The sequence below is a fragment of the Pseudobutyrivibrio sp. genome (assembly GCF_015057185.1).
Classification (GTDB): Bacteria; Bacillota; Clostridia; order Lachnospirales; family Lachnospiraceae; genus Pseudobutyrivibrio.
Window position 1 is genome coordinate 119,588 of the sequence record NZ_SVEV01000003.1, and the last position, 12,722, is coordinate 132,309.

Below are 12,722 nucleotides of genomic sequence, written 5' to 3' on the forward strand. Positions count from 1 at the left end.
TAATACTGTTTAAGGATTTGTAATGAAATATACTTTTATATGTGATGGTAGTAATAGTAATGGAACGGGTCATTTTTTTAGGTGTTTAAGCATAGCGCAGGAAATTATTATACGTGGGGATTCTGTTGCTATGATTGTAAATGATGAGTTAGAATCTTTATTAGGCAAATGTGAATTAGAAGCATATGTTATCAACGGACTTTTCAGAAAAGAGTGTGAAAACAGAGTGTTAAACTTGTTAGAGCAGTTAGCTTGTGAAATGGTAATAATAGATTCACATAATGCTAATAGATCCTTTTTGGGTACGATAAGTGCAAATTATTACACTATTTTAATAGATGATTTATTAATGTTTCCCTATCCGGTAGATGTTATTTTGAACTATCACATAGATGTTAGTAAAAATGACTATTATGCTTTATATTCAAAATCAAGAATCACAACGCCTAAATTGTTAATTGGTTCTAAATTTTTTCCAATGCGTATTTCGAAAGGAATTAATGAAAAAAAAAGTCGTATTGATATTTCTTTTTTTGCGGGTGGTTCTGACCCAGCGCATGTAACATTAAAGCTATTGAAAAATATGAATATGTGCACTGTATTGCAGAAACACATTTTACATATAATAGTTGGGGAAATGAATGGAGATTATGACGAAATTAATAGAATTAGTAAAGAGTATAAAAATATAATTATCCATTATGGATTATTGGATTTATCATCAATATATAGGTTGACAGACGTTGCAATAACTGCATCAGGTGTCACGCTATATGAGTTAGTTGCATGGGGAATACCAACTATTTCATACTATATGGTCAATAATCAAATACATTCATCATATGCATTCGCTAAATTGGGACTTACTATAAATTTAGGAAATTGCGGAGATGAGTGTTTCATTTTCAATCTTGAAACAGAAGTGGAGCGAATGCTAGATAATAAAGAGTTAGTGAATAGGTTGAAAACTAATAGTAAAAAGTATATTGACATGTGGGGTGCTAAGAGAATTGTAGATGTTTTAGAAAGAAACTTAAAGTAGAAATGGGAGTTTCTATACGGGATGTAAATTATTGATGTACTATTAGATTAGTTGTTCGATGGTAGTTTAGATATATTGATAGAATAAGAATTAAATAAAAGAATAATCGTGGATTGGGGTGCTGCAGAGTACAAACTGTTTGTGATGTTGCAACCTGCGCTGATATATTAATGACTTAATAATTATAGAAATGCTTTATTAGATGGTCATCATAAGGCCTACTAGTATAGGATATGAATATATATGGTTACAGAAAAGGGTCTTGAACATAAGTAGGGTAAATATAACTTGTTTATTCAATACTATGCATTGATGATGTAGCTAATAGAGCATGTATCAGGGAGTACAAATAGTCTGTTAGTAGAGTATAAATCTATAAAATATTGTATCAATCACGACAGATGTCAGAAACTACAGTTTGTTTTTAGTAGGTGCATGAATATTTTGTTTGAAAGATATTTGTCTTCACAGAATATGAATGATATAAAGACGTTGTCCTCATTTGCTTACAAATGATAGTTTTGTGAAATCTAATATAATAATTAATGGAGAAATGTTACAAGATATGAAGAATTTTGCAATATCCATAGTATAATTCGCAAAGTTTATTTAATATTTTTTGCTCCTAGTATTAGTCTAAATACAATTGTAGTGATAGCTACAAACATAATCGTCAATACTAAAAGTTTAATTTTAGATTATGTATAATAGCGTTGATGAATCAAAAATCATCCAATTGATTTCTAGGAAAATGGTACAGGTTTTTAGAAATCATTCTCTCTATCCTATTCAGAGTTTTATGTGCAACTAACAATAACCTGTGATTTCCAATTATTGTCTGATAAGTATTCTTTATGAGAATCATATATCCGGATTTTTTTTTGTGGTGTATATCGTATCTTAGGAAATATAATTTTAACAAGAGTTTTTAACGAAAAAAGAGTTTTGTAAAAATTACGATATAGTTTTATAGTGTTCATGATATTAAAGAATATGCTATTTTGATTGATTGTGGTGCTATACTCCGCATATTTTTAGATTTTTAATATAATGTTTTGTCTAGTAAGTGACAATTATTAGAGGTAAAAATTGATTTATGAGATTAAAAGACGCATTTAGCTATATCGATTTATGGAAAGGGATAGCTATAATTTGGATAATTATCTTTCATACAAATATAGATTTTCATGGTTCTTTGAATATTGTAAAAGAATTTGGATATGGAGGTTGTGATATATTCCTATTTGCTTCTGGGATTGGAAATTATAAATCGTACCTACGCGATGAATTACCTGTTGCTTTTCTAAAAAGATGTATAGATAAGCTCGCCCCCTTATATGTCCCTTTCATTATTATATGGATTACATATAGGTTGAACAAAGGAGATTTTTCGATTCAATCTATATTTGGCAATTTAATAGGTGTGCAGGGGTTCTCATCAAGTGGTACTTATTTTAATTGGTACATAACAGCTATTATATTGTGTTATATATTAACACCGTATCTAGCGAGTTTTACAAAGCAGAGTATATTGTTCAATAATGTAGGCTTATTGTTAGTGTTGGTTACTATGACGTCATGCTTCTATAATGATTATAATCGTATAATTGTTATATCAAGATTACCTATATTCTATTTGGGAATGATATTTGCAAAATATGATGAGACTAGTGTGAATGCTATAAAGTGGCCAATAGTTTCGTTAGGAATATTGGCGGCGGGATGGTTATTAAAAATCACTAGGATGAATCAACCCGGATATATTTGGAATAATGGTTTGTATTGGTACCCTTTTATAATTATTGCACCAGCATTATGCATAATTATATCGATCTTTGGGAAAAAAGGAGATGAATATTGGGTAACGAAGATAGTATTAGATTTGATTAAGAAGCTTGGTCAAAAGTCTTTTGAAATATTTCTCATTCATTGTTTAATATTTGAGATAATAAAAAGTAGATACAAGGAATCACTATCAAATTATAGATGGTTTATAATTATATTTCTTTCAATTATTATTTCAATTGCATATGGTTATTTGGCAAGAAAGAGTTTTTCCATAATTAAAAAGCGCTGAATTAAATTCAATATATATAATTATACTTTTATAATTAAGTAGATTATAGTATTTTCAAGCATATTATTATATAAAATAATATGCGACTATTTTTATAATAAATAAAAAATGATAATAGTAGAAAAATAAGGAGATTTATAGGATGTGCGGTATAGCAGGACAATATAGTTTTGGAACGGAAAATAGAATAAATAGAGCAGATTTAAAAAGAATGCTTGATGTTATAGTTCATAGAGGCCCAGATGGAGAGGGAATATATTATTCTGACGTATGTGCATTTGGAATGCGTCGTCTCAGTATAATAGATTTAGAGGGTGGTTGGCAGCCACTTTATAATGAGGATAATTCGCTTATCTGTGTATGTAATGGTGAAATATACAATTATATAGAACTTAGAACGGAGTTAATATCCAAAGGGCATGTTTTTAAAACAAAATCCGATGCCGAAGTTATAGTTCACTTATATGAAGAGTATGGCGACAGTTTTATCAACAGATTAAATGGAATGTTTGCAATTGCATTATATGATACAAGGTTAAGACTTCTTCATTTGTATCGTGATCGTTTAGGGAAAAAACCATTGTTTTATTCTCTAATTAATGGGAAATTATATTTTGGATCAGAAATTAAGAGTATTATTTCCTGTAGTGATTTCAAAAGAGAGTGTAATTATGCGGCGTTAGATTATATATTATCTTATAATTATATTCCAAATGATATGACTGCATTTAAGAATATTTATAAATTAATGCCTGGTGAACACATGGTTATATCTTTCGCAGGAATTAAAAAGAACAAATATTGGGATTTACAATTGAATTACACATATGAAAACGATAATATTCCTGAAAGAGTAGCTTTGGAAGATATCGATAGTTTATTAGATGATTCTGTAAAAATACGATTAAGAAGTGATGTACCAGTCGGTGCTTTTTTATCTGGTGGAGTAGATTCTTCGTTTGTTGTTGCTAATGCGTTATCTCATGTAGATAATATTGATACTTTTAGTATAGGATTTGCAGAAAAAAAATATGACGAGAGCCCTTACTCAAGAGAAGTTGCTCGGATTTTAAAAACAAATCATCATGAAAAAATTGTAGATTCTAAGTTTTTTGAATATCTACCAACCACAATATGGTTAAACGACAATCCGCACGGAGATGTTTCTTTTTTACCATCTTTTGTTTTAGCTAATATGACGGCCCAACATGTGAAAACAGTATTAACAGGAGATGGTGGAGATGAATTATTTGGAGGATATGATAAATATATAAAGTATGCAAATTCTGATAACAAAAGTATTTTATCTTTTTTTGAAACAAATAGCGTTTTCTCGAATGAACTAAAAAAATCATTATATAAGGGGAAAATGAATGAAATTCATAGTAGTCAAGATACTTTATCATATATTAAGAACATTATGGATAGGTTCCAAATAAGAGATGATTGTTCGACGATTGATAATATTAATATAATCTTATACTTGGAAACAAAACTATTATTAGAAGGAAACAATCTTGTTAAACCAGATAGGATGGGGATGGGAAATTCGTTGGAAGCCAGAATGCCGCTTATGGATTATCGATTGGTAGAATATGTTTCATCGTTACCTTCTTCATTAAAGATAAAGGATGGTGTCACAAAATATTTGTTTAAAAAAATTGCTTCAAAAAGATTGCCAGAGAATATTGTGTATAGAAAAAAACAAATGTTTACCGTGCCAATAGGTGAATGGTTTAAAGATTCATTGAGAGATATGATGTACGGTGTTTTGCTTTCTGAACGAACACTAGATAGAGGGTTGTTTGATCCAGATTTTACCAGAAAAATGCTAGATGCCCATGTCGCTGAAAAGGAAAATTACACAAGACAATTAAGATTATTATTTATTATTGAACTTTGGCATAGAATATATATTGACGATTTATATGTAAAACCACCAAAGTTGATTGATGTAGTATAGGTTATCTTTAATTATTATAAAAAATAAAGAGCACCATTATCGTTCACGGGGATATATATTATAAGGTATTAGTATAAAAAAGATTAGATGCTATCCAATAAAATGCGTATAGAAAACAAGCTATCTAAAGGTGGCCTAAAAAATATAGTCTCAACATAATTAGCTGAATCACTTGGAGCAGCATACAAGGGCTTTCAGACAGCCTTATTTTGTTCATTAAATACTACTTCATTTAAAGGCAACAGGATTTTGACTATTACTGTTTCTGCGAGATGATATGTTCCTATATAAATAGCAAAGAGGCAGCAGAGAAGGTGCGCAAGTGGTTTGCATAGGCTTGCGCTGGTGCAGATTTAATTACAGAATGAGCAACATGATAGCTGTTGTTTGTGGTCAGTTTGGCCATCTTAAGAAACGTAATGCTAAGAAGAAGGCTATTTATGAGAGAAACAAAGTTGGTTTTGCTGTATTGCGAATTCAAATGAATCCATTGATGTTGTAAAATCAGAGTTTAACTACAGGTAGTCCTGAATGATTATATACAAGGACGCAATGTGCAAGTAGATGTGTGGTGAGCAGGATGTGCTTTATACGTCTGAGCATGGGAAGAGTTGTACGATTGAGATTTTTGATGCAATTGCTAACATTAATGAAGAGGGACGTCCAATCTGGAAGTAAATGAATATACAGCGAATTTAACGTTTAAAACAATTTATCATTTGAAATGTCAATTGTTGTTCGGTTAAAAATGTACAAATCAATAGTTGAGTACTTGGCATAGATTGCAAGTGAATTGATATTGGTAGTGGTATCGTCGCTCGCTGATTATGCATACTAATAAAAAAAGATGATGACAGAGGAGCAGGATAGAATTATTTAGTAGTTCGAAAATTTAAAAAAAGTAGATTAGTATTAATCGTTAGAGAGGGCGAATAACTTATGAAAGATAATTACACTAAAGAAATTGATTTGATTGATTTATTTATAGATTGGATAGGTCATTGGAAGTCATTTTTGGTATTTTTATTATTAGGTATTATTCTTGCAGGTGGCTATATGTATATGGGACGCAATGTTTCGACTCCATCCACTGAAAAAGAAGAAAAGGTGGCGCTAGAAGAACTGGCAGCTGGAACAACACTTAGTGCTCTAACAGAAGAACAGTTGGCTGGTCTTTCTACAGAGGATATGGAGAAAGACTTCCTTTCAGAACAGGATATTCAGGCAGTAGATGATATTATTGCGCTTAATGACCAGTACGTTGAGAATCTTGAGACATATATTTCTGAGAAAAATGATTTAGAGCTTACAGACAGAGCGGAGTCATTTAGCTATATAGCAAATGCAAAGAACGTGATAGAGACTCGTAAGGCATATCTTACTGATGACCAGAAGATTTACTATTATGCAAAGCTTGGTGTAAGCACCGCTGTTGGTACAGACGGCATTGATAAAAAAACTGTGGCATCTAATGAGGCTGTTGTGGTTAATAGTGCACCATCAAAAAAGAAAGCTGCATTATTGGCTATAGTATTCATTGTCCTTCATTTTATGGTTGTTTCATGTCGATACATCTTTAGCAACACAATTAAGCATTCGGATAATCTATATGCAATGGCTGATGTTCCTGAATATATTCGTATGATTAACTGGGAGAAAATTGATTCGTCAAAAGGAATGAATAAGCTTGTCAATAAAATGCGATTTGGAAAGATGCGCAAAACATCATTAAAGGATGTGGTTGAAATTAACTCTTTAGCTACAGTTGAGAAACTCAAAAATAAGAATTACAATTCAGTAGCTGTTGTTGGTGTGGGACTTGATGATGAGCGCAATTTGCTTGTTCGCCAGATTAAAAATGATAATGAAAATGTCGTGGCAAAATCTATTGATAGTATAACTCATAATGTTAACGGAGCAGATGATATTATTGGTGTTGATTCAGCTATCTTGGCTGTTCGAGTGGGGGTCTCTAGATATAATGAATTTATGGAGGAGCTGCAGGCACTTAAGGATAGAGATGTTGATGTGATTGGAATTGCGGTCTTTGAACTATAAGGGTATAATGAGACTAAATGTTTTCGTGAGGGTTATGATGAATGTTTAAATTATTGGATAGAATCAAACATTGGCATAGAGTTGCTTATTTTTTAGTGGCATATGATTTTGCCACTATTGTTTTGTCATACTTTTTAGCCTTATGGCTTCGATTTGATTGTAGGTATTCTCATATTGAAGCACGATATATCGAAAAATATTATCAGATTATAATTCCATATACTATATTTGTAATTTTTATATATTGGTTGCTTGGTTTATATCGTAGTATCTGGAGATTTGCTAGTTTTTTTGAGATTAAGAGATTGGTTTATGCGACTGCAATTACGTTATTTGTAAATGTTGTTTGTGTTGTTTCGTTTGTATTGCGTATGCCGATTTCGTATTTTGTTTTTGGAATTGGATTTCAGTTTTTCTTTGGTGTTATCATAAGATTTTCATATAGATTTGTTTTATTGCTTAGAGATACTCGTTCTGCAGAAATGGCTGAGGCTAGAAATGTTCTCCTTATTGGAGCAGGTTCCGCAGGTCGAATGATTCTTCGTGATGTTAATTTTGTAAATGGCGGCGCTCACGGAGCTGCAAAGGTAGTTGCTATTATTGACGATAATCCGAATAAGTGGGGTCGTTATATTGATGGCGTTGAAGTTATCGGCGGACGTGATAAAATCCTTCTGGCTGTACAGGAGTATGAGATTAAAGAAATTTTTATTGCTATTGCAACGCTAAACCCTAGTGAGAAGAGAAATATTATTAATATTTGCCAAGAGACTGATTGTAAAATCAAGCAACTTCCAAATATGTATGCTGAGAAGGCAGGTATTATTTCGGCTGGAAACCTTCAGAACATAACTATCGAGGATGTTCTTGGTCGTGACCCTATTAGTTTGCATCAAGAGGATGTGGCTGCACAAATTTCTGGAAAGGTAGTGCTTGTTACTGGTGGTGGTGGTTCCATTGGCTCAGAGCTTTGTCGTCAGATTGCAAAGTACAATCCAAAGCAGCTTATTATTTTTGATGTATATGAGAATAATGCGTATGATATTCAGCTTGAGTTAAAAAAGAAATATCCACATATGGATTTGGTTACACTTATCGGTTCGGTTCGTGATGCTCGTCGTATTGAGTCAGTGTTCGAAACATATAGACCTAATATTTGTTATCATGCTGCAGCACACAAGCATGTTCCTCTTATGGAGGATTCTCCATGTGAGGCTATTAAGAACAATGCCATTGGTACTTACAAGACAGCCTATGCTGCAATGAAGTTTGGCTGCGATAGATTCGTACTCATCAGTACTGACAAAGCGGTTAACCCAACAAATGTCATGGGTGCTACAAAACGTATTTGTGAGATGATTATTCAGACCTTTGATAAGGCGGTACGTGAGCACCATGAGGATTTATTACCATATATGGTTTCTCACTATGTTGAGATTGAGAAAGACAGTTCAGAGCGTGTAAAGGCTGGTTCGGGTCACACTGAGTATGTGGCAGTTCGTTTTGGAAATGTTTTAGGCTCAAATGGATCTGTTGTTCCATTGTTTAAAAAACAGATAGCTGAGGGCGGACCAATTACATTGACTCACAAGGATATTATTAGATATTTCATGACTATTCCTGAGGCTGTATCGTTGGTACTTAAGGCTGGAGCCAATGCATCTGGTGGAGAGATTTTCGTTCTTGATATGGGAGAGCCAGTAAAGATTCTTGATCTTGCTCGTAATATGATTGAACTAGCCGGTCTTCGTCCAGATATCGATATTGAAATCGAGTACATTGGTCTTCGCCCAGGTGAAAAGTTATACGAAGAAAAGCTTATGAGCGAGGAAGGCTTAAAAGAGACTGAGAATCATTTGATTCATGTTGCTGAGCCAATAAAGTTCGATAATGATGTATTTATTAACAATCTTAGGGAACTTATGGTTTTGGCCTATTCTAACAAATCATCTGAAGTTGTGCAGAAGATAAGTGAAACTGTTACGACATATAGAGCAGATGGACATAACAATTGATTTTGCAAAAACACAACAACTTGAACTAATATAGTGTATAATGAAGCTGCGGCATCTGCCGCAGTTTTTGTTATATTTAGGAGATTTTTATGAAGATAATAAGCAATAAATTTAAGATCAAAGAAAAGCTAATGTTACCAGCAAATGTATTATGGAAAATATATGCTTTAATTACAGTTATGACATGTGGTCTTTATGCATTTCTTACCTCATTAAGAACAATGCCATTTGCGGAGGGCTGGTATACGTACTACGCTCAGTGTATTAATAACGGCGAAAGAACATACAAAGATTTTGATTATTTGTTTACGCCGTTATATATAAATCTTGTAGCTCTATTTACGCGTTTATTCGGCTACAAAATAATATATTTACGTTTATTAGGCGTGGTTTTCTTTTGCTTAATAGCAGTGTTATTATTTTTAATTATAAAGGAGATTTTTAATTATAGAATTGCTGCAATTGTCACCATTCCTACGATGATGTATCTTCAATCAGAGGTTGTGCAAGTCTTTTATGATTATGTACGATTGATGGATATTATGGCAGTAGCGACTTTATTATATATAATTAAGTATATAAAAGAATTAAATGGTGATAACGAAAAGAAGAAACGCAACTATTTATTAGTAGCGGGAGTGACAAATTCTGCTTTTATTTTGATAAAACAAAACATGGGTATTGTTTACGGAGCATATATTATTATTCTCCTTTTAGCCATCAATATAGTAAAAAGAATTGGAAAAAGGGAAGGGGTTAAATATATAGGATATTTTGGCCTAGGATTAATAGTTCCAATTATTTTTACTGTGATTATAATGCTTTTGAATGGGAGTCTATTTTGCTTTATGTCACAGACTGGATCTGATGCTATTGCTGCAAAAGGAGGTGTTGTAGCAATATTGTTTGGGTGGTTAGTGAACAATGCAGACACATTCCTTGATCAACTACTGCCAGCAATTATAACAATGATGGTACTAGTTATATTGAACATGAAATCTAAAGCCAGTGCAACATCATATCTAGAAGATTATCGTGTAGAGATGGTGTATAACGTAGCTATGATTTTACCGATATTATCGATACTAGGTTTTATTTTACTGCATTCAAAGGAATCATTTGCACGACTATTTGGAGCTGTATCGTATTTGAGTCCTTACTACCTATATTTAATAGTTGCCCCGATTTTTTGGATTTATGTTATAAAAGTTATTCTGATTCGTATCAAAAAGGAGACAATCGAAACACAAGATTTGCTTTATATTGCAATATCAGGTGCATATTTTGCTATTTCATGGGGCTGTGGAATGTCATCAGGATTGGCTGAGGGGCAGGCGACATTTGGATTGGCATTTTTGCTAGCATATATATTAAAAAAATGTGATTTTAGGTATGGAATTATATTAAAAATAGTAGTATGTGGATGTTGCTTGTTTATGACAATGCAATATTCATCTAAGAAAATGATTAACACATACAGTTGGTGGGGAATGACTGATTCTGATTATTGGTCAAGTATAGAGGTATCAGATGACATTCCAGTACTTCAAGGCATCAAGATGTCTGAATCTACTCTCAATGTGTATGAGGAAATATATCATTTAGTTCAAAACGAAACAAGTGAAGATGATTATATCTATTGTTTCCCACAGATACCTATCTTTTACTCAGTATGTGATAGAATAGATCCGGGTGTTAGAGCCAAGGTTCAGTGGTTTGACGTTGCGTCTGATGCTTCGATAAATAATGATATAACGGTGTTAGAGGATAATCCTCCAAGTGTAATCATAATTTATGAAACATCTGAGTATGCATACAACAGTCACGAACATTTATTTAGAGGTGGTGAGATATCAGCCACAAGAAAAATGAAACGATTCCTTCTTGATTATGTCAGTAAGAATGGATATGAGTTATATAAAGAAATAAACGAAAATGATAAAGATAAATTCCTAGTATATTACAAAACAGATGATACAGAAAGCGCATCATATAGTGGACTAAAAGGAGAGGGAACTGTAGATAATCCATATCTTGTGAGTTCTGCAGATGATTTATTATACATTAGTCAATCTGTAAGTATGGGGAACGATTATGCAAAGGTTTATTTCGAACAAACATGTGATATAGATTTAAGTACAATTGAAAATTGGGAACCTATAGGAAGAAACGATGATTATGGTTTGTTTGGATTCAATGGAATCTACAATGGAAATGGCTTTTCTATAAAAAATATAAATAGTGTAAATGTTGAGTCGGATGTAGCTTTATTTAGTAATTTATATGGTATCGTTGTTAATTTATGTATAGAAGATAGTTATTTTGAAGGCGATAGCGCAGCAGCAATCGCAATAGGCGAAGGTGAAGAGGATGCTGTAGTTGCAAATTGTATTGTACGTAATTCAACTATAAAGGGAGTAAATGCAGCGGCAATTGCAAATGGCTTCAAAGGTTCGGTGTATAATTGCTATATTAACTCACGTATTTATGGTATCAAAGCTGAATTAGTTAATCTTGAGGATGTAAAGGGGGGCAAGTGTGAGAATATATACCTTAATGGTGATAATGTTCTAGTTCCTGCTTCGCAAGTAAGCGAGGATGATATAGCCTTTTACGATGACACCTTGTTGCGTAACAGCATGAGAATGGTTAGAGAATACAATACTTGGGTATCGAAAAAAGAAGAGTTTATCGATGAATTGGAAAATGTTGAGCTTTTATACTGGAATGTCTCTGATGACGAACCGACACTTATATCGTCAATATCTCTAGAAGGTCATGGAACAGAGAAAAAACCATTTTTAATAAATGATGCTGATGATTTTGCTGTGTTTAGAGATATGGTTAACAGCGGTATTACCTTTGATGGAGCTTTCATAAAGCAGACTGCTGACATAGACTTGAAAGACGAAGGAAATTTTGATCCAGTTGGATATGATTTGAATTGTGCCTTTAATGGAATATATAACGGAGCGGGATACAGCATTAATAATGTTTATATTCTTTCTGATAATAATGAGAATATGGCGCTTTTCCGATATTTAAATGGTACAGTAATAAATCTGAATGTTAAGAATGCTTGGGTTGGCGGTAGTTGTGTTGCCATTATAGCTGGCGAAGGTGAAGGACAGGTAATAAACTGTTATGCTTCCGGTATATTATACGGATTTAGCACAAGTGGAATTGCATTCAAAATAGATTCAGTAAGTAATTGTGTATCTCTTGTGACAGTTGATAAAGGGACTGATATTTCTGGTATTTCGTCTAGGGCAGTCGTTGACAATTGCTTCAGTAACATTGTTTTAGACGGAAATCCTGGTGTAGAAGTCTACGGAGACAGTTCTATAGCTAAGTTAAATGATTACATTTCGAGCAATCCAGAATACAGTGAGTCTATTCCATACTGCCAGTGGGAGAATGTAGATGGTGAGATTAGGGTTTATGAGGGGAGTGAGTAGGCAATAGGGAATAAAACCGAATGTGTTATATGGTAAGCGCTTAGTAATCCACCGTCGTGACTGACAGCGGTACTTTTGAAATAATAATAACAACTAAACATATGGAGCA

At 32.9% G+C, this 12,722-nt stretch carries 7 protein-coding genes; all 7 read left to right on the forward strand.

What is annotated here, in order from left to right; genetic code table 11:
• The first annotated feature begins 22 nt into the window (after positions 1–22).
• Positions 23–1,042: a PseG/SpsG family protein gene (locus tag E7276_RS02690; RefSeq protein ID WP_294213419.1), complete on the forward strand. Its 1,020-nt coding sequence runs from the start codon at positions 23–25 to the stop codon at positions 1,040–1,042.
• 1,096 nt (positions 1,043–2,138) lie between these two features.
• A complete protein-coding gene (locus tag E7276_RS02695; RefSeq protein WP_294213423.1) occupies positions 2,139–3,119 on the forward strand; it encodes an acyltransferase family protein in 981 nt (326 codons plus the stop codon).
• A gap of 142 nt (positions 3,120–3,261) precedes the next feature.
• Positions 3,262–5,082, forward strand: a complete 1,821-nt coding sequence (gene asnB / locus E7276_RS02700) for an asparagine synthase (glutamine-hydrolyzing) (protein WP_294213425.1) — start codon at positions 3,262–3,264, stop codon at positions 5,080–5,082.
• Positions 5,083–5,446: 364 nt separating this feature from the next.
• Positions 5,447–5,584, forward strand: a complete 138-nt coding sequence (locus E7276_RS02705) for a hypothetical protein (RefSeq protein WP_294213427.1) — start codon at positions 5,447–5,449, stop codon at positions 5,582–5,584.
• Positions 5,585–6,021: 437 nt separating this feature from the next.
• On the forward strand, positions 6,022–7,140 hold the full coding sequence (locus E7276_RS02710) for a hypothetical protein (protein ID WP_294213430.1): 1,119 nt from the start codon (positions 6,022–6,024) through the stop codon (positions 7,138–7,140).
• 41 nt (positions 7,141–7,181) lie between these two features.
• A complete protein-coding gene (locus E7276_RS02715; protein ID WP_294213432.1) occupies positions 7,182–9,155 on the forward strand; it encodes a polysaccharide biosynthesis protein in 1,974 nt (657 codons plus the stop codon).
• Positions 9,156–9,244: 89 nt separating this feature from the next.
• Positions 9,245–12,613, forward strand: coding sequence for an ArnT family glycosyltransferase (locus E7276_RS02720; RefSeq protein ID WP_294213433.1), 3,369 nt, complete (start codon positions 9,245–9,247; stop codon positions 12,611–12,613).
• Positions 12,614–12,722: the final 109 nt, after the last annotated feature.